The sequence below is a fragment of the Azospirillum sp. 11R-A genome (assembly GCF_049472615.1).
Classification (GTDB): Bacteria; Pseudomonadota; Alphaproteobacteria; order Azospirillales; family Azospirillaceae; genus Azospirillum; species Azospirillum palustre.
In genome coordinates, this window is the sequence record NZ_JBCEBL010000017.1 from 66,363 (window position 1) to 82,584 (window position 16,222).

A 16,222-nucleotide genomic window follows, 5' to 3' on the forward strand; every position below is an offset into this window, starting at 1 on the left:
CCCCGTCAGTTCACCTCCCGCGCCACCCGGAAACCGTTGGTGAGATAGCGCACGTCGATGTCATAGCTGTTGCGCATCGTTCCATTGATGGCTTCCAGCTTGTCGCGCCAGGACCCGCCGCGCAGAACCCGCTTGCGGCAGTTCCCCTGATTCCAGGCGCTGCCGTCGGCCGGGGCGCCCTGGTAGTTCTTGTTCCAGCAGTCGGCCACCCATTCCGCCACGCCGCCGTTCATGTCGTGCAGGCCGAACGGATTGGCCTTGTAGCTGCCGGCGGCGGCCGGGGTCAGATGTTCGTGCGGACCGCCGCAATCGACGCAGTCGGCGTGGTTCCCCTCCTCCGCCCCCCACCAGAAGGGCGTGGTGGTGCCGGCCCGCGCGGCGAATTCCCATTCCGCCTCGCTCGGCAGGCGATAGCGCTGCCCGGTCTTGCGGCTGAGCCAGGCCACATAGGCCTGCGCATCCTGCCAATGCAGATTGTGGACGGGGGTTCCATCGGTCGGGTTGGTCATGCGCGGCATGTCGGTGCAGCCGCCCTCCTGGATGCAGGCGCGCCATTCGCCGACCGTCACCTCATACATGCCGAGCGCAAAGGGCTTGGCGATGGTGACGCGGTGGACCGGCCGTTCCGACGGGTCGCCCTTGTCGTTCCCCATCATGAAATTGCCGGCCGGCACCCGCACCAGCACCGGGCAGGTCGGACAATCCTGGAAGCTGTTGCCCGACCCATGATTGCGCGCAGTGCCGTTCGTCGGCCCGGATGGCGCGGTTGACGGCGCAGCCGGCGGCCCAGTCGGCGTTGCTGGCTGCGGTGCTGCCGGCGGCACGGTCGCCGCCACCTGCGGTTCGGCCGGCGGAGGAGCGGCGGCCTGGGCCGCTGCCGGCGCCGGGGGCGCTTCACGCTTCAACAGCGCGGCGGCGACGAATCCCTGGGCGCCGTCCTCCAGCGCGATGCGGTACCACCCGCCTTCCGGCACGCGGCCGAGCACCTGCACCGCGGCCCCGCGCGCCACCCGGCCGACCCGCGCCCCGCCATTGGCCGGGGTCGCCCGCAGGATGCCGTCCGCAATGACGGTGTAGCGTCCGGGTTCGGCCGGCTCCAGGCCCGGCCCCATCGCCGCTTCCGGCTTGGCTTCCGTTTTCGGCGGCGGCTCCGCCGGTTTGCCGGCGATCTTCAGCGCTTCAAGCTGGCGGCGGGCCAACGGAGCGTAATTGCCGCTGCCGAACAGTTGCAGGAAGGCCTGATAGTCGCCGGGCTCCTTGCTCGACTGGATGCGCTTCCACACACTGTCCTCAAGCTCCGCCACCGGGGCGGTGCCGGGCGCCGCGATCTCCACGCTCACGCTCGCCGCGGCGGTGCCGCCGCGCCCATCATCGACGCTGTAGCGCAGGGTGCCGGCCGGACCGGGGGCGGCGGCCTCCGGGTCGAAGGTCAGGCCGGTCAGCGCCTGGACGGTCAGCCGGTCGCCCGACTTCACCACCGCCGCACCATTGTGGACGCTGCCGCGCTCCGGCACGGCGGTGACGGTGACGGTCAGCGGGTCGCCGTCCGGGTCGGACGGGGCGTCGATCCCCATCGGGTTGCCGGCGACGCGCAGCTTGCGCTCCGCCACCACCGCCGGGAGCTGGTTGCTCGGCCTGATCGTCACGGGGATGGCGCCGGTGGTCATGCCGCCGCGCCCGTCAGCCACCAGGAACTCGAAGGCGCCGGCATCGCCGCGGAAGCTGCCGTCGGGCTTGAAGCTGGTGGCCGCCAACTGCTCCACCGTCAGATAGTCGCCGATCAGCACGCTGCGCTCCCCGACGCGGACGGTGCCGCCGCGCGGCAGTCCGGTGATGCGGGCATACATCTGGTCGTCGTCGGGATCGGTCGGCTTGCCGGCTCCCAGCGGCTCCGCGCCGGCACGGTCGAGCACGGTCAGCGCCCGCAACTCTCCCAGCACTGGCGGCCGGTTGGGCGGGCGCGGGTTGAAGTAGAAGGGAGTTGCGCCGAGCGACCCGTAGACGAACGGCTCCTGCCGGCCGCTGGTGGCCTGCTTCACCGTATCGCGCACATTGCGGAAGAACAGGCTCAATTCCAGCCCCGGCGTCTGGAGATGCTGGAGCAGCGCCGCGCTGAAGGGGCTATGGTCGCCGGTGCCGTCCTCCGCCAGCTGGTCGGCACGGGTCGCCATCGCCACCAGCGTGTCGCTCGGCGTGTCGTCGACGCTGCCGAAGCCGGGATGGGCCTGGTTGCGGTTCGACCCGCTGCGGGTCAGGCGGTCGACGAAGGGATTGTTGCGGCAGGCGTCAAGGATGAGGATGCCGAGCTTGCGCGCGCCCGCCAGTTCGCCCATCGGCAGGTTCAGCGGGATCGCCTCATAGACCAGATCGCGTTCGCGTTCCAGCTGGGCGTCGGCCGGCAGCAGATAGTTGACGCCGTTCACCTGGATGCCGTGCCCGGCATAGAAGATCACCGCCACGTCGGCCTGCGAAGCCTTCAGGCCGAACTGGCGCAAGGCGGTGGCGAAGCCGCGGGCATCGAGATCGTACTGCTCGTCCACCGTGAAGTTGAGTGCCCGCAACGCCTCGCCGATGGCTTTCGCATCGTTGCGCGGGTTCACCAGCTCCGGCGCATTGCGGTAATTGCTGACCCCGATCACCAGCGCCAGCCGGCTTTCCGCCGCGGCACCGGCAGGCGTCTGCCCGGTGGCGGCCGGACCGGCCGCAAGCGCTCCCCCGCCGAGGCCCATCAGCGCCAGCAGCCCAGCCGCCAGCAACAGGAGCAGCACCGCGACCATCGTCCGGCAGGGTCCGACCGGTTTCACCATCCCCGCCTCCGTACCCGTGCAAAGAGGCGCCGCACTCCGTCGTCGGTCGCATGCGACCTGTAGGCTCACCGGCGAAGCTTGCGGCGCATAGCGGATGGCTGTTCGAATCGATTTCGGAAATTGCCGGCAGCCCGCCATGGATGGAAGGAAGCATACCATGGCTCAAACCCATTCCAAGCCGCCCCTTGAGCCTGAACCCGGCAAAAGAGGGGGTGGCAGGCCGAAGTGATTACTTCCTGTATCGAGGATTAATGCTGATGATTATCGCCGACGGCTATCGGGCTCTTCATCGTCGATCAACAGCCAGATCCGCACCGCCTTCACCTTGCCCTTCAGCGCGACCTCCCCCACCGGCAGCGCCGTGCAGCGGACGCCCGCCGCCTGCTGCTCCCCCTGCCGCACCGCCTGCCATGTCGGATCGCCGACGATGACCCGGCAATGGCGCGACGTCCGGGCATCGACCAGCTTGCCATAGGCCTCCAGCCGGGCGGCGGTGTTCGCGGTGTCGCCGAGAAGTGAGTATTCGCTGTGCCGCAACCCGCCAAGGCTGCCGGCGACGAGCGGGCCGGTGTGCACGCCGACCCGGATGCCGACCGGCGGCAACCCTTCCGCCTGCCACCGCCGGTTCAACGCCACCAGTTCCCGGCCCATCTGCAAGGCGCAGCAGACCGCACGGCGGGCGTCGGCGTCGATCTCGTCCTGAGTGCTCCGGGCGACCGGCGCGCCGAACACCGCCAGAATCGCATCGCCGACGAAGCGCAGAACCACCCCGTCATTGGCGGTGACGATGTGGACCATCGCATCCAGATAGCCCTCCAGCCAGCGGATCAGCGGTTCCGGCTCCAGCGCTTCGCAGATGGTGGTGAAGCCCTCGATATCGGAAAACAGCACGGTGGCGGTCAGTTGCTGCGGACGCGGGCGGCTGCCGGTCATGAAGGTCGCACGTTCGCGCCAGATCTCCTCCGCCACCGGTTGGGAGACATGGTTGGCGAACAGTTGCATCATGACCCGCCGGTCCGCCCGTTCGCGCAGCGACATCTGCACGGTCATGGCGGCGAGACCCGCTCCCCAGGCCAGCGACGGCGCCACCAGCGGCACCAGCGGCCCGCCCGCCGCGAACAGCGCATTGGCGCCGGTCCAGGCGGCAGCCGGAACGAGCAGTCCGGCCGCCGCCACCAGCCACAAGGGCAATCCGGCCAGTGCCACTGCCACCCCGGCCGCCGCCATCAGCAGCGCCAGCGCCGCTTCGCCCGCGAATGGCAGGCGCGGGCTGCTCCGCCCATCGAGAAGCTGGGCCAGCACATGCGCCTCGATCTCCACCCCCGGCGTCGACGCACCGGCCGACGACAGCGGCGTCCGATGCTGATCGATGCCGGCCAGCGCCGTGCCCACCAGCACCGTCCGCCCGGCCAGCCAGCTTTTCGGCAAAACGGCGACAGTCTCCGCGGGATAGATCGGAAACGGGGCGGTCGAGCCGTCCGGCCGGCCATGCCAGTCGATGCGGAAGGGCTCGCCCGGCACAACCGGCACTCCGCCCAGGCGGGCAAGCTGAACCGGCAGGCTCGGCGCGCCGTCGCCGCCGAAGGGGACATGCCAGCGCACGGCGGCATCCAGCCGGTCCTTCGCCAGATTGGCATGGCCGCGCGGCATCCCGTCGGTGAAGCGGTCGAGGAAACGGCGCTGCCGCTCGGTCAGCGGCGTCTGCTCCAGGGCGGTGATCGCCACCACCGGAACCGGTGCCCCCAGCATGGTGCGGCGCAGCCGCTCGTCCAGGGCCGGAAGGCTCGGCTGGTCGAACAGCACGTCGATGCCGATGGCGCGGACCCCGGCCGCCGCCAGCACGCCGACGATGTCGGCCAGCATGCCGCGATCCACCGGCGACCGGCAGGCAAGGCCGGCGAAGCTGTCCTCGCCGAACAGTACCAGCGCGATGGCCGCATGCTGTGGCTGCGCCGGGGCGGCTGCGGCGATCAGCCGGTCGCTCAAGCTCTCGTCGGCGGTGCGCAGCGGCGGCACCAGCCGCGTGGCGGCAAGCGCCAGAACCGCACTCGCCAGCATGACGGCCACCGGCAGCCAGCGGCGCGACCAGCCGCGACGGTCCGGCGGCGGGTCGCGCACCGCCGGTTTCGCAACGGCGGGAGCCTCCGGCCCTTCCCTGGGGTTCGCCGGCGGGCCGTCCATCCGCTCCTCACCGAACCTTCAGGATCAGCTGGGCGGAGGCCACCTCCGTCTCGCGCAGGCGGGACACCGCGCGGTCGAGCTGGCCGGCGGCATCCTCGGCCAAGGGACGGAAGGCGGCATCGCGGCCGGGAATCTCGCCGTCCAGATTGCGGCTGGTGGCGATGCAGCGCACCTCCAGATCGGCGGGAGCATCCCCGGCGCGCAGCGGCATGCGGTCGCCAGACAGGCTGATCGGCACATTGCCCATCACACGGGCGCTCATCGTGGCACCGGACGGGAAGATCGGGATCAACTGGCCGCGCGCGTTGCGCAGATAGCAATAAAGATGGGCGTCACGGTCGGTCTGCACCAGCAGGCGGATGTCCTCACCCGGCCGGTAGGCGGCATTGCCGGCCGGATCGGCGGACAGAAAGACGTCGAGCGGCACCATCGCGTCGCGCAGCGACGCCATCGCGGCACCGCTCTGCCCGGCGCAGCCGGCCGATGCTAGGCCGACCGCCAGCGCCGCACCGCCCGCGGCCTCCACCATGCGGAGATGCAGGGTGCCGACCGGGGTGCCATCCGGCCGCAGCATGCCGATGTCCGTCTCGTCCGCAAGCGGCAGGCTCCGCGGCCAGGGGGCCGGGCTGCCGTTCGTCCATTCGACCGCCGCGCGTTCTCCGCCGGCCTGCAACGTCAGCCGGTCCAGTCCCGGCTCAGCCGGGCGCCGCAGCAGGGGGGAACTGCCGGTTTTGATGCATTGCGTGCCGGATGCCGACGGGTCGATGGCCAGCGCCTTCTCCAGCGCCGCATCCAGCGGATTTCCCAGCGTACGCGCTGCGCCGAGGTCGCTCTGCATGAACCGGTCGTCGCCAGGACCGGCACGGGCCGACACAGCACCGTCCGCCGTCTGGCCGGGAACCCCGTCATAGGGGCCGCGCAGCCGCAGCAGGCGGCCGTTGGCGAACAGCAGCGTCGCATTCGCCCCGTCGGGAAGCCTGACCGCCTGCCCGTCGGCAACGAGCTGGCCCTGGACATAGCCGGGCGCGCTCGACGCCACCACCACGGCCTCTGCCGCGGCGTCCTGGCCGAAGCCGAGGGCGAGGACGGCGGCACCCAGCAAAGGGGTAAAGCGTCTCTTCGGCATGATCGTCACCTCCTGGATTTGAAAGGATCAGTCGCGGTTCCGGCCCTTGCCGGTGGCGGCCCCGTCATCAGGCGCGAGCAGGCAGGCGGTGCGGGATTGCGTCACCACCGACACCGCTCCGTCCGTCCCGCCGTTGCGGCGGAAGCGCAGCCCGTTCATCTGGCTGGCGATGCTGAGCGAGACGACGGCAAGGTCCTCCTCGTCGATGATCTTGTGGCCGTCCTGCCAGCATTGGACACGGACCCGCTTGCCGGACGGGGCGATGTCGACACCGCCCGCAACACCGCCGCTGGTGGCGCCCGACGTGTCGCCCCCCTTCTTGCGGACAACCGTGGCATCGGCCGCACCGGCGAGCCATAGGGCGGCAAGACCGAGGCAGGCCGCGAGGAGCAGAGCGTGTTTCATGGCATCCTCCTCCGTTCGGGCCGCACTCAATGGGTCGGCTTGAATTCGACGCGCCGGTTGCGGCCGTCATAGGGGTTGGCGGCGATCGGCGCCGTCGGACCCTTGCCGTCCACCGTGATGCGCTTGGGGTCGATCCGATGGACGCGGACCAGATACTCGCCGACCGACACCGCGCGACGCTGCGACAGCAACATGTTGTGGGAAAGGCTGCCGCTGGCGTCGGTGTGGCCCTCCACCGTCAGTCCCAGGGTCGGGTCCTCTTTCATCAGCGCCCCGACGGCGTCGATGTAGGAGGCGGACTCGGCCGGGATTTCGGCGGAGTTGAGCGCGAAGTTGATGCGGAAGCCGAAGGCCTGCGGTGCGGCGCCCTGCTCCTGGGCGACGGGAGCGGCGGGCGGCTCGGCGGTGGCCATCTGGGCAGCCGGGGCCTCCGTGCGAACCTCCTGCCGGCGCTGCTTGTGGGCGGGGCGGCTGGGTGCGGCTTGCGGAGCGGGTTGGGGCGCCGGTTGGGCAACGGGCTGCACCTCGGGCTGCGGAGCCGGCTGCGCTGCGGACGGGATCGGCGCCGTGCCGTAATTGATCTCGTCGATGGGCCGGGGCCGCTTGGCGGCGGCACCGGCCGCACCGCCGATGATCTCGATGCTGCGTGTGCGGATTTTGGGTTCCGGCGCCACCACCTCGCGCAGTTCCTCCACGCTGGGCGGCCGGTCGAACATCATCACCTTCGACGAACCCGACCCTTCCACCGTCTGGGCGGATACGGAACCGGTCCAGGCGGCGGCCAGCATCGGCAGGGTGGCGACCAGACTATGGGCCAGCGTACGGGTCAGGGCGTGGGACAGGGTGGACTTGGTCATGTCAGGCTCCATGGGCAGGAGAAGGAACGGCGTTGCCCTGGTTCTATCGCCACCACCCTGCCCCGCGCTGTGAGCCGGCCAACAGTCGGCCCCCGATTCCGGCGGTTCGCCCGAGGTTACTCCCCCTGTGCCAGCGTGCCGGGCAGCACCTTCACCGTCAGCCGCTTGGCGCGGGCATCGCTGCCCTTGGCCGTCGCGAAGGCATTGATCACGTCATCCAGGGCGGCACCGGGGATGGGCTGCAAATCCTCGCTCTTGAACGCCTCGGGGATCCGCACGCCGATCTCGTCGTGCGACAGGACGCAGGCGACCGTCTCCTCGGCGTTGGGCCGGTCCATGCGCAGGTTGAAGGGCTTCTGCACACCGGGCGGGATTTCCACCTGCCGGCCGGCCTCGACGAAGGCGTCGGGCTGGAAACGGTTGGGGAAGATGCGCGACACCGTGCCGGCGGCATCGCGGTAGTAGCAATAGACGAAGCCGTCCGCCGTCGGCTGCATCCGGACCACCAGCGCCTCGCCGGCGCGGTAGCGCGGTGCCGGCCCGCGGTCCGACGACAGCAGCAGGTCGAGCCGGGACGGCGACGGCTGGGCACGCGGCAACCCTTCGCCACCGGCATTGCTGACGCTCTGCAGCCTGGCCGGCGACGCCCCACCCTGGCCGGGCGGCTTGGCGAGCAGGCGCTGGTAGAGGTCGAAATCGATGCGGCCGGTGGCGATCAGGTCGCTGTCCGCCTGGAAACGGCCGACCGCTTCGGCGGTCCGCTGGTCGAGCTGCCCGTTGACCGGCCCGTCGTAATAGCCCTGTGCCGACAGCGCGCGCTGGGTGAAGGTCACGCGCTCCGACGGAGCCATGCCGTCGAACCAGCCGCGCGCCTCCGCCATGAAGGCGGGGTTTGTCTGGTCGATGCCCAGGCATTGCCAGTAGGGCACGCGGGTCAGCTTGCCCAGCACCTCGATGGTGCTGAGTTCGACCAGCGTGCGCACCCCCTGGTGCAGCCCCTCCGACCGGTTCAGCGAGATGTTGAAGGACAGGCCGGCCTTGCCGATCACCCCGCCGGTATCCGCACCGCGCCCGGACGACACCACCGCCAGCGTGTTGGACGCCGACATGCCGGGGATGATCTGGCGCGTCACCAGTTCACCGACATTGAGGTCGACCGAGACCATCGACACCACCTGATCGGCCGAGACGCCGATGTCCAGCTTGGGCAGCGACAGACCGGCTCCCGCCGCCTCACTGACCACATTGTCGTCCAGCTGGGTGATGGCGCCGCGGATGTAGTAGGACGGCGCGCGGAAGTTCGGCTGCACGCCGATCATCCAGTACAGCGCGTTGACGTCGTCCAGCGCCGGCTCGAAATCCACGAAGCGGAAGGCGTTGGAGGTTTCCGACATCCGCGAGACGGCGGTGATCAGCATCTCCTTCGTGCCGCCGGCGACCCGGCCGGTGGCGTCGGGCAGGCCGTTGGCGGTGATGTAGATGTCGTGCTTGCCATGGGTCCACAGCAGCGTGTCCATGCAGCGCAGCGCCTCGCTGAAGCTGCTGATGGTGCGGACGGCCGGTGTCTTCGGCTGCTGCACCACGCGGGCCACCTCGCCGGAGGTGAAGCAGCCGCCGAGCGCCAGCGTCAGGCCGACGGAAACCACGGCGGAACCAAGGAACCGGACCATGCTCATCGGCGCTGTCTCCTGTGGGTTTGTGGTCCGGCTTGCTGCCTGCGCCGTCAGGCCGGCTCAGGACCGGTCACCGCGCCGACAGTTGCGGGCTGCGGTCGGCGCGGACCGTGATGGTGATCTTCTTCGACATGATCGGCGGGTCGTGCGGCACATGGTCGGCATCGGCCAGGACCAGTTGCAGCGTGTGACGGCCGGGCGGCAGTTCCAGGATCGTTTCGGTCTGGCCCTTGCCGAAATGAAGGTGCTGCTTGTCGCTGGGGATCGGCTCGTTGAAATTCTTGAGGTCGGTGTCGATCAGCAGATGATGGTGCCCGGTGCCGTCCTTGCGCACACCGGCCGGCGCGACGCCGAAATTGCGCAGCCCGAACCACACCTTGAAGCGCGTCCCCACCACCTGGCCGTTGTTGGGCCAGCCGATGTAGAGCCATGCATCCTTTCGGCCGGGCGTCCTCTGTGTGGCGCCAGAGTCGTTCTGGCTGTCCTTCTGGCCGGCCTTCTGCTGGGCGGATGCGTCCGCCGCAGCCGCGGGCGTCGCCGTGACCGTCACCAGCGCAAGCGACAGCACGCCCCACAGCACCGCGCAGGAGACCGCACCCAGAACCGGTTGCAGGCGGCGAGCGGTCGTAAGCGCGCACGAATTCGATGTCATGGTGCCCTCCCTGGCAGGGACGAAGCGAACGGCTCCGGTCAGCGGACGGTGATGGTCACCTTCTCGGACATCACCGGCGGGTTGTGCGGAATGTGGTCGGCGTCGCCCAGGACCATCTGAAGCGTGTGGGTTCCGGGCGGAAGCTCCAGCCGCGCTTCGGTCTGGCCGGCACCGAAATGCAGGTGCTGCTTGTCGTTGGGGATCGGCTCGTCCGGGTTCGTCAGCTCGGTGTCGATCAGCAGGTGATGGTGCCCGGTGTCGGCGTGGCTGATGCCGGCCGGCGCAATCCCCATGTTCTGGAGCCCCATGCGCACCCAGAATTTTCCGCCAGTGATGACCGTCCCGTTGGGAGGCCACAGGATGTAGGCACGCGCGTCATCGGGCGCTTTCGCCCGGTCGGCCATTCCCTGCCCAGCCAGAAACAGCGGCAGAAGCAGCAGGGCGCCGACTGCGATCACGGCAGTCCGCAGCATGATTTCCCCCTGTATTCTTCATTGCCCTTTGTCCGATGCAATCGATCTTAGTCTTCGACCGCGAAGCAGGGTTCCCCCGAATTCTTGGGTAATCCCATCCCGTTGAAAAACAACCCGCTCCTGCGCCACACCCTTCCGAATTGGCGGACAATCGCCGTCCCTATCCCCACCATTGCGGGGGAGGACGGCTCAGGGAGGACAGGCAGGCGACCTTTTCAGCGCTTGATCCCGAACAGTTGCTCGTTCATCGCCGCCCGGTCCGCAGTTGCCACACCGCCGGCCCGCCCCGGCAACTGCAATCCGCCGCCCATCGCCCCGTTCGCCAGGGCCGGACCGTTCGTCCGGCCGTTCCCCATCCAGGGCGGGAAAGCGCCAACGGGGCCGGCCGCATTGGGCGGCGCGTTGCCGACCCGGTTCGCCAATTGGGAAACCGCCGCAGCCGAAAGCGGCACGCCGCCGGACTGCACCTCGAACGCGGCGGCCGGCCGGACAAGGGCGGTGATCGCGACGAGAACCGAAAGGCAAAGAGTAACGGCGGCAAGGCTGCGCATCGGGGCTTTCCTCCGCGGAACAGGGCCAGGGGCGGCGTGGCCCCATCCTGCCGCAGGCCATCCGCCCGCCGCTGTGAGCGGGGCCACAGCGGCGGGCAAAAAGCCGCAAAGGCTCATGCCGGCTCGGGGATACGGGCGATGACCTTGATTTCGAAATCGAATCCCGCCAGCCAGTTCACCCCGACCGCGGTCCAGTTGGGATAGGGCGCATCGCCGATCACCGTCTCGCGCACCGACATGATGGCCTCGAACTGGTTGGCCGGATCGGTGTGGAACGTGGTGACGTCGACGACATCGTCGAAGGTGCAGCCGGCGGCCTTCAACACATTGGCGAGATTGTCGAAGGCCAGCCGCACCTGCTGCTCGAAGTCGGGTTCCGGCGATCCGTCCGCGCGGCTGCCGACCTGCCCCGATACGAACAGGAGATCGCCCGAACGGATCGCCGCCGAGTAGCGGTGCTTTTCGTAGAGCGCGTGCCGGTTTGCCGGAGTGATCGCGTCGCGTTTGGCCATGGTCGTGGTCCTTCTTGACTGCCGGAATGTCCGGCATCGGGCTTCACAGCGCGGCTGCAAGTTGATATACGCCGCGTATGCAAACCACAACACACATACGTCGCGTATGTCAATTCACATACGCGACGTATACGGAAATTTCCGGAGAAGGACCATGGCCGCCAAAAAGCGATCCGAGATGATGGAGGAAACCCGCGCCAAGCTGATCGCGTCCGCGCGCAAGGCCTTCGCCGAACAGGGGTTCGCCGCTGCATCGATGGACGATCTGACGGCAGAGGCCGGGCTGACGAGGGGCGCCCTCTATCACAATTTCGGCGACAAGCGCGGGCTTCTCCAGGCGGTGGTCGACCAGCTCGACACGGAGATGGCACAGCGTGCGCACGACATCGGCGCCCGGGCCGGAACCGGCTGGGACGGATTGCTGGTGGAGGGTGTGGCCTACATCGAGATGGCGCTGGAGCCCGAGGTCCAGCGCATCGTCCTGCTCGACGGACCGGCCTTCCTGGGCGATCCCTCGCAATGGCCGAGCCAGAACGGCTGCCTTCAAATGACGCGGCAAACGGTGGAACGGCTGATCGCGCAGGGGATCGTCAGGCCCATCGACCCCGAAGCGGCCGCCCGGCTCTTGAATGGGGCGGCATTGAATGCCGCACTCTGGGTGGCCGCCAGCCCCGATCCGCAGACCGTTCTCGCCAAGGCGGTCGAGGCGTTCCGCGCCCTGGCGGAAGGGCTGCTGGCACGCCCATCCTGAAACAGCCGCAGCCCCGCATCGGCGGGGCTGTGGCGACGGACAGGACGATGCTTCAGCCAGTTCCGCGGTTACTTGGACTCGCTCTTCAGATAGGCGATCAGATCCGCGCGCTTGGCGTCGTCCTTGACGCCGGCGAAGGCCATCTTGTTGCCGGGAAGCGCCGCCTTCGGATCCTTCAGATAGGTGTCGAGCTTCTGCTCGTCCCAGTCATAGCCTGCATCCTTCACCGCCGCGGAATAGCTGAAGCCGTCGACGCTGCCCGCCTTGCGGCCGACGATGCCATGCAGGTTCGGACCGACGCGGTTGGGGCCACCCGCCTCGATGGTGTGGCAGGCCTTGCAGGTGTTGAACACCGACTTGCCCGCCGCGGCATCGCCGTCCGCGGCCTGCGCGGCGGCGGTTCCACCGGAAATCAGAATGACGGAGGCCAACAGAATTTTGCGCATGACGGACACAGCGGAACTCCCATTTCTCAACGTTGTCTCCGGCCAACCGAGAAAATTGGTCGGGCTTCCTTCCGGCGAGCAGGCGGAAGCTAATGGCGGCCAATGAGGCCAGGAAGCGAATTTACCCGATGGTTGTCATCGGTTTTTCCGATACGATCCTGCCGCATTAGGGGAACCGCCGGTCGCGGCTGCATCCAGTGGATGCGACGAATCGTCTCACACCGGCCGGTCGCGATCAAGCTGCCGATGGCGTAGGTCTTGCTGCCCGTCCGTGGAGGCGGGGTTTCGAGCGAGGTATCATGGATACGGAAATGGCCCGGACATTTCTGGAGGTCACGGCGGCAGGCAGCTTCATGGCGGCGGCCGACCGGCTCCATGTGACCCAGTCGACGGTCAGCACGCGCATTCAGCAGCTGGAGCAGCAGCTTGGCTGCCGGCTGTTCGTGCGCAACAAGACCGGTGCCACGCTGACCAGCGCCGGCCTGCGTTTCCAGCGCCATGCCGCGGCGATCCTCCGCCTGTGGGAGCAGGCCCGGCAGGAGGCCACCCTGCCCGCCGGCCACAAGGCGCTGCTGCGCATCGGCAGCGAGGCCGGCCTGTGGAACCGTCTGCTGTACCGCTGGATTCCCTGGATGCGGCGCAACGCCAACGACATCGCCCTGCGCTGCGACGTCGGCCTGCCGAATGGGTTGCTGCAAGGCCTTCAGGACGGGACGCTGGACGTCGCCGTCCTCTATTCGCCGCGCGCCCTGCCGGGCCTGTCGATCCGCCTGCTGCTGGAGGAGGAGCTGGTCCTCTTCCGCATGCCGGCGGTCGAGGATTACCTGGAGGAGCCCTATGTCCACATCGACTGGGGCGACGATTTCCGCCGCAATGTGCAGCTGCATCGGCCGGACGTGCAGGCCGCCCCGGTGTCGATCGGCGTCGGCACGCTCGGGCTCGACTATGTCAAGCAGTGCGGCGGCACCGGGCATTTCCCCCGCCAGCTCGTCCAGCCGCTGATCGATGCCGGCAAGGGGGAAATCCTGCCGGAAGCCCGGCCGCTCAGCCTTCCCATCTACGCCGCCTACCCGACCGACGCCGACGATGCCATCATCGACCCGGCCCTCACAGGGTTGAAGGCCATCCTGGGCGAACCTGCCGGCGCCCGCGACTCACTTTGATAAAGCCGATGTAATCTATCGGTTTATTTCGCTTTTTGCGATGGATGGCGCTGCCTAGGATCGGCTTCGAGGGCATTCGGACCCCATCCGGCATCGGTGCCGGGGTTCCCGAATGCCCGCTCCCCCAAACCGAAGACCGAAGGTCCCGATCCGATGTCCACGCAATTGGCGCAGCCGTCCCTGCTCGAAGAAGAAGGCACCGTGGCGGATACGAAGTTCCGCCGGTTCGAGTCCCCCTACATCGTCTTTCCGTCGCTGATCCTGCTGCTGATCGTGCCGTTCGGTATCCTCTTTCACCCGGCCTGGCTCGCCACCGCCGCTGAGGTGGGCGTGGTCGTGATGTTCATCGCCATTTTCCGCATGATGCGCATGTGAGGCCGGCGTCCCCGCCGCCAAGACGTTCAGCCGCGGGCGGACCGCGTCCTCCAGGTGACGGTGGCGGCGACCGCCAGCGCACCGGCGCTCAAGGCCAGCGCCCAGAGCAGGAGGCCGAAGCCCGTCCCGTCATGGCGGACCGCGACCGACAGCGCCGCCGCCAGGCACAGCAGTGCGGCCAGCCGCAGCCGGAACACCGTGCGGCGCGGCGGCCCCCGCCTGGACTCGACAAGGTCGCGCCAATGCCGCTCCACCGACAGCGCAAGGGCGGCGAAGGCGAAGTAGCAGAGCCCGAACAGGCCGGGCAGCATCAAAGCATCAGGCATGGTCGGTCACCTTCACCAGGGTTGAGAGTTCGGGATCGGGCCGCTGGGCCAGCCGCCGCGACACCCGCCACGCGGCGACGGCGGTCAGCGCCAGCACCGCATCGACGCCCAGCACCGCCCAGTCGGCGGAGGCTACGGCACGGATGGGATGCTCCCCCGTCGTGATCCAGTTCAGCGCCACGCAGGACGCGGCCAGCAGGGCGACCGCTGTGCATTGTTCGCTCCAGGGCGGGTCCGTCCGGGTGCGGACGGCGGCATGGACGGCGCTTCCGATCCAGATCAGGAAGAAGAGGCCGACCTCCACAAGCTCCCGCGAGGGGATGCCGGCCGGCAGCAGCCGGTTGGCCGCCATCATCGCCAGCGTGGCGATCAGCAGGCCGGAGGTGCTGCCGCAGGCGATGGCGGCGACGCTGCGCCAGCCGACGCCGGGCCTCACCCCATGGGCAACCCGCCGCTTCTCCATCCAGTACAGCATGCCGGTGCCGATCAGCACGCAGCCGGACAGCCCGAACAGAAAATACAGCCAGCGCAGCGGCCAATGGTCGAAGGCGGCGAAATGCAGCCCCGACAGGACGCGGTGGGTCGCCACCACCGGCCCCGGTCGCTGGTATTTCAGCACCTGCCCGGTGACGCCGTCGAAGAAGACCGGCTGGACATCCAGGCTGATGCGGTCTCGCAGAGCGCGGTTGATGCGGACGACCGACGCGGCATCGCCGGCATTGTAGACGAACACCACGGCCGGCTCGCCCCCGCCCCACAGCCGGCGGGCCTCCGCCACCATCGGATCGAGCGGCGCCAGCGGGGCGGCGATGCCGCTGCGCGGACGGCTGTAATTGCCCAGCGCATCGTCGTAGAAGCGCCGCACGTCGCCGCCATACAGCGCCTGGACACCGGCCGGCAGCACGATGGGCAGGACGATGACGATCCCGGTGATCGTGATCATCAGATGGAAGGGCAGGACCAGCACGCCCGTCAGGTTGTGCAGGTCGAGCAGGGAGCGGCGGAACTGCCCCCAACTGCGGAAGGTGAAGAAGTCCTTGAAGATCCGCGCATGGATGATGACGCCGGAAATCAGTCCGGCCAGCATCGCCACCGATGCGAAGCAGACGATCCAATAGCCGATGAAACCCGCCCGCAGATGCAGGCTGTAATGCAGCGGATAGAAGAAATAGGTGCCTCCCAGCGTCCCGACCGGCGACAGCAGCCGGCCGTCGCCGGTCGCCATGCCGCCGGCATTGCCGGTTTCGGTCCGAAGCTGAAGCGCCATCACCGGCCGCCGCTCGTCCGGCAACTGCACGTACCAGTCCCGCACCGCCCGCCCGGCGGCGAGCTTCTCCACCGCCGGCAGCACCGCATGGTCGAGCGAGGCCGGCCCGGTCTCCACCGCACCGACACGGGTGGCGGGCATCATCCAGCGGTCGATCTCGGATGCGAATACCGCCAGCGATCCCATGAAGAAGATCAGCATCAGCAGGCCGCCGAGCGTCATCCCCGCCCAGGTGTGCGGCCACAGCATGGCGGCGCGCAGGGCCGGGCTGATCAGCTTGCGTTTCTTCGTCGTCATGGCCCGGCGAGACCGGCAAACTGCGAGACCGCGATCAGCAGCACCCCGCCGCCGCCCAGCACCGCCCAGCCGACCGTAACCCGCGGCACCGCGAAGGCCCACAGCGACGCCACCGGCAGCACCACCAGGGCCAGCAGGCTGGAGGCGGTGACCGCCTCCGCCGGGGCCATGCCCGCGAGCGCCCCCAACTCCGCCCCGAAGGCGGCAAGGCCCCAGGCGAAGCCATAGGCGCCGAACACCGCCGCCGTCACCCGTGCGGCGGTGCGCAGGCGCAGCGGCACAGCCCGTCCCTCAACCCGTCCGGACTGCCTGGCAGTCTTCATCGCGATGGTCCCCCCGCCATTGTGCCTGCCAAAGTTC

At 68.9% G+C, this 16,222-nt stretch carries 17 protein-coding genes; 3 read left to right on the top strand and 14 right to left on the bottom strand.

All coding sequences use genetic code 11. From position 1 onward, the window contains the following. Positions 1–5: 5 nt before the first annotated feature. The 10 genes from VH569_RS21590 to VH569_RS21635 form a co-directional block, all read right to left on the bottom strand. Complete coding sequence (locus VH569_RS21590) at positions 6–2,807, bottom strand: SUMF1/EgtB/PvdO family nonheme iron enzyme (RefSeq protein WP_423317801.1); 2,802 nt, start codon at positions 2,805–2,807, stop codon at positions 6–8. A gap of 261 nt (positions 2,808–3,068) precedes the next feature. Continuing rightward, positions 3,069–4,988 (bottom strand): CHASE2 domain-containing protein, encoded by a 1,920-nt coding sequence (locus VH569_RS21595; protein WP_423317803.1) that lies wholly within the window; start codon positions 4,986–4,988, stop codon positions 3,069–3,071. A gap of 7 nt (positions 4,989–4,995) precedes the next feature. Continuing rightward, positions 4,996–6,114, bottom strand: a complete 1,119-nt coding sequence (locus VH569_RS21600) for a DUF4384 domain-containing protein (RefSeq protein WP_423317805.1) — start codon at positions 6,112–6,114, stop codon at positions 4,996–4,998. Positions 6,115–6,141: 27 nt separating this feature from the next. Next, a complete protein-coding gene (locus VH569_RS21605; RefSeq protein ID WP_376963093.1) occupies positions 6,142–6,519 on the bottom strand; it encodes a hypothetical protein in 378 nt (125 codons plus the stop codon). A gap of 26 nt (positions 6,520–6,545) precedes the next feature. Next, positions 6,546–7,376: an OmpA family protein gene (locus VH569_RS21610; RefSeq protein ID WP_423317807.1), complete on the bottom strand. Its 831-nt coding sequence runs from the start codon at positions 7,374–7,376 to the stop codon at positions 6,546–6,548. A 116-nt stretch (positions 7,377–7,492) separates the two neighbouring features. After that, complete coding sequence (locus VH569_RS21615; protein WP_423317809.1) at positions 7,493–9,052, bottom strand: DUF4384 domain-containing protein; 1,560 nt, start codon at positions 9,050–9,052, stop codon at positions 7,493–7,495. A 67-nt stretch (positions 9,053–9,119) separates the two neighbouring features. After that, positions 9,120–9,701: a DUF4399 domain-containing protein gene (locus VH569_RS21620; protein WP_423317811.1), complete on the bottom strand. Its 582-nt coding sequence runs from the start codon at positions 9,699–9,701 to the stop codon at positions 9,120–9,122. A 38-nt stretch (positions 9,702–9,739) separates the two neighbouring features. Beyond that, positions 9,740–10,174, bottom strand: a complete 435-nt coding sequence (locus VH569_RS21625) for a DUF4399 domain-containing protein (protein ID WP_098736439.1) — start codon at positions 10,172–10,174, stop codon at positions 9,740–9,742. Between the two features lie 215 nt (positions 10,175–10,389). Beyond that, positions 10,390–10,725, bottom strand: a complete 336-nt coding sequence (locus tag VH569_RS21630) for a hypothetical protein (protein WP_423317813.1) — start codon at positions 10,723–10,725, stop codon at positions 10,390–10,392. A gap of 113 nt (positions 10,726–10,838) precedes the next feature. Continuing rightward, positions 10,839–11,237, bottom strand: a complete 399-nt coding sequence (locus VH569_RS21635; RefSeq protein WP_423317814.1) for a RidA family protein — start codon at positions 11,235–11,237, stop codon at positions 10,839–10,841. A 154-nt stretch (positions 11,238–11,391) separates the two neighbouring features. On the opposite strand from VH569_RS21635, the gene VH569_RS21640 reads away from it, so the two are divergent. Then, positions 11,392–11,988, top strand: coding sequence for a TetR/AcrR family transcriptional regulator (locus VH569_RS21640; protein WP_423317816.1), 597 nt, complete (start codon positions 11,392–11,394; stop codon positions 11,986–11,988). 68 nt (positions 11,989–12,056) lie between these two features. Here the strand turns inward: VH569_RS21640 and VH569_RS21645 are convergent, their stop codons facing one another. Continuing rightward, entirely contained in the window at positions 12,057–12,434 is a 378-nt protein-coding gene (locus tag VH569_RS21645) for a c-type cytochrome (protein ID WP_109050936.1), read from the bottom strand. Positions 12,435–12,745: 311 nt separating this feature from the next. On the opposite strand from VH569_RS21645, the gene VH569_RS21650 reads away from it, so the two are divergent. Both VH569_RS21650 and VH569_RS21655 read left to right on the top strand, forming a co-directional pair. Continuing rightward, positions 12,746–13,597, top strand: a complete 852-nt coding sequence (locus VH569_RS21650) for a LysR family transcriptional regulator (RefSeq protein ID WP_161958024.1) — start codon at positions 12,746–12,748, stop codon at positions 13,595–13,597. Positions 13,598–13,750: 153 nt separating this feature from the next. After that, complete coding sequence (locus VH569_RS21655; RefSeq protein WP_423317818.1) at positions 13,751–13,972, top strand: hypothetical protein; 222 nt, start codon at positions 13,751–13,753, stop codon at positions 13,970–13,972. A gap of 26 nt (positions 13,973–13,998) precedes the next feature. Here the strand turns inward: VH569_RS21655 and VH569_RS21660 are convergent, their stop codons facing one another. Genes VH569_RS21660 through VH569_RS21670 form a run of 3 tightly spaced genes read right to left on the bottom strand, consistent with a single transcriptional unit; the run spans position 13,999 to position 16,185 of the window. Beyond that, complete coding sequence (locus tag VH569_RS21660) at positions 13,999–14,298, bottom strand: DUF3325 family protein (protein WP_423317820.1); 300 nt, start codon at positions 14,296–14,298, stop codon at positions 13,999–14,001. Then, on the bottom strand, positions 14,291–15,862 hold the full coding sequence (locus tag VH569_RS21665) for a PepSY-associated TM helix domain-containing protein (RefSeq protein WP_423317822.1): 1,572 nt from the start codon (positions 15,860–15,862) through the stop codon (positions 14,291–14,293). The genes VH569_RS21660 and VH569_RS21665 overlap by 8 nt, the downstream gene beginning before the upstream one ends. Then, positions 15,859–16,185, bottom strand: a complete 327-nt coding sequence (locus VH569_RS21670) for a hypothetical protein (RefSeq protein WP_423317823.1) — start codon at positions 16,183–16,185, stop codon at positions 15,859–15,861. Before VH569_RS21670 ends, VH569_RS21665 begins: the two co-directional genes overlap by 4 nt. Positions 16,186–16,222: the final 37 nt, after the last annotated feature.

What these genes read in the sequence shown, in the direction of transcription:
- VH569_RS21590 (WP_423317801.1), bottom strand. Translation starts at nt 2,807, where the DNA reads ATGGTGAAACCGGTCGGACCCTGCCGGACGATGGTCGCGGTGCTGCTC.
- VH569_RS21595 (WP_423317803.1), bottom strand. Translation starts at nt 4,988, where the DNA reads ATGGACGGCCCGCCGGCGAACCCCAGGGAAGGGCCGGAGGCTCCCGCC.
- VH569_RS21600 (WP_423317805.1), bottom strand. Translation starts at nt 6,114, where the DNA reads ATGCCGAAGAGACGCTTTACCCCTTTGCTGGGTGCCGCCGTCCTCGCC.
- VH569_RS21605 (WP_376963093.1), bottom strand. Translation starts at nt 6,519, where the DNA reads ATGAAACACGCTCTGCTCCTCGCGGCCTGCCTCGGTCTTGCCGCCCTA.
- VH569_RS21610 (WP_423317807.1), bottom strand. Translation starts at nt 7,376, where the DNA reads ATGACCAAGTCCACCCTGTCCCACGCCCTGACCCGTACGCTGGCCCAT.
- VH569_RS21615 (WP_423317809.1), bottom strand. Translation starts at nt 9,052, where the DNA reads ATGAGCATGGTCCGGTTCCTTGGTTCCGCCGTGGTTTCCGTCGGCCTG.
- VH569_RS21620 (WP_423317811.1), bottom strand. Translation starts at nt 9,701, where the DNA reads ATGACATCGAATTCGTGCGCGCTTACGACCGCTCGCCGCCTGCAACCG.
- VH569_RS21625 (WP_098736439.1), bottom strand. Translation starts at nt 10,174, where the DNA reads ATGCTGCGGACTGCCGTGATCGCAGTCGGCGCCCTGCTGCTTCTGCCG.
- VH569_RS21630 (WP_423317813.1), bottom strand. Translation starts at nt 10,725, where the DNA reads ATGCGCAGCCTTGCCGCCGTTACTCTTTGCCTTTCGGTTCTCGTCGCG.
- VH569_RS21635 (WP_423317814.1), bottom strand. Translation starts at nt 11,237, where the DNA reads ATGGCCAAACGCGACGCGATCACTCCGGCAAACCGGCACGCGCTCTAC.
- VH569_RS21640 (WP_423317816.1), top strand. Translation starts at nt 11,392, where the DNA reads ATGGCCGCCAAAAAGCGATCCGAGATGATGGAGGAAACCCGCGCCAAG.
- VH569_RS21645 (WP_109050936.1), bottom strand. Translation starts at nt 12,434, where the DNA reads ATGCGCAAAATTCTGTTGGCCTCCGTCATTCTGATTTCCGGTGGAACC.
- VH569_RS21650 (WP_161958024.1), top strand. Translation starts at nt 12,746, where the DNA reads ATGGCCCGGACATTTCTGGAGGTCACGGCGGCAGGCAGCTTCATGGCG.
- VH569_RS21655 (WP_423317818.1), top strand. Translation starts at nt 13,751, where the DNA reads ATGTCCACGCAATTGGCGCAGCCGTCCCTGCTCGAAGAAGAAGGCACC.
- VH569_RS21660 (WP_423317820.1), bottom strand. Translation starts at nt 14,298, where the DNA reads ATGCCTGATGCTTTGATGCTGCCCGGCCTGTTCGGGCTCTGCTACTTC.
- VH569_RS21665 (WP_423317822.1), bottom strand. Translation starts at nt 15,862, where the DNA reads ATGACGACGAAGAAACGCAAGCTGATCAGCCCGGCCCTGCGCGCCGCC.
- VH569_RS21670 (WP_423317823.1), bottom strand. Translation starts at nt 16,185, where the DNA reads ATGAAGACTGCCAGGCAGTCCGGACGGGTTGAGGGACGGGCTGTGCCG.